Genomic DNA, 374 nt, shown 5'->3' with positions numbered 1-374 from the left:
AAGTTATCCATCACTCTCACCATCTGATTGACATTAAGATAATAAGACTCTTTTACTTCATGCTCCACAATAAGAGATACTCCTTGAGCAGCTGCAGTCTCATCATAGCCAGATAAGAGCATATCAAAGAATTCTTCTCCTTCCACTTCTACTAACTCTAACTCTATTTCTTTGGATTGAAGTGAATTATACATTACAAGGTCATCTATCAGTTGTTTCATATATTTTAACTTCTCAAATAAAATTATCTCGTATTCTTTCTTCTCCTTAATAGTCAGTCTACTTTCCTTGTGCAAAGCTTCAGTATAAGCCTGGATTACTGTTAAAGGAGTCTTTAAATCATGGGAAAGGGCAGCTACAATGTAGTCCTTCTC

At 35.0% G+C, this 374-nt stretch carries 1 protein-coding gene; it reads right to left on the bottom strand.

The window, feature by feature from the left end; all coding sequences use genetic code 11:
- Positions 1–374, bottom strand: a 374-nt coding sequence (locus AOA62_RS29700) for a histidine kinase dimerization/phospho-acceptor domain-containing protein (RefSeq protein WP_218244224.1), incomplete at both ends; no start/stop codon positions are given.

The organism is Pseudomonas sp. 2995-3, from assembly GCF_002742565.1.
In the GTDB taxonomy this organism is placed as follows: Bacteria; Pseudomonadota; Gammaproteobacteria; order Pseudomonadales; family Pseudomonadaceae; genus Aquipseudomonas; species Aquipseudomonas edaphica.
Note: the sequence above shows the minus strand (reverse complement) of the source record. Positions and strands in the feature narration are given on the sequence as shown.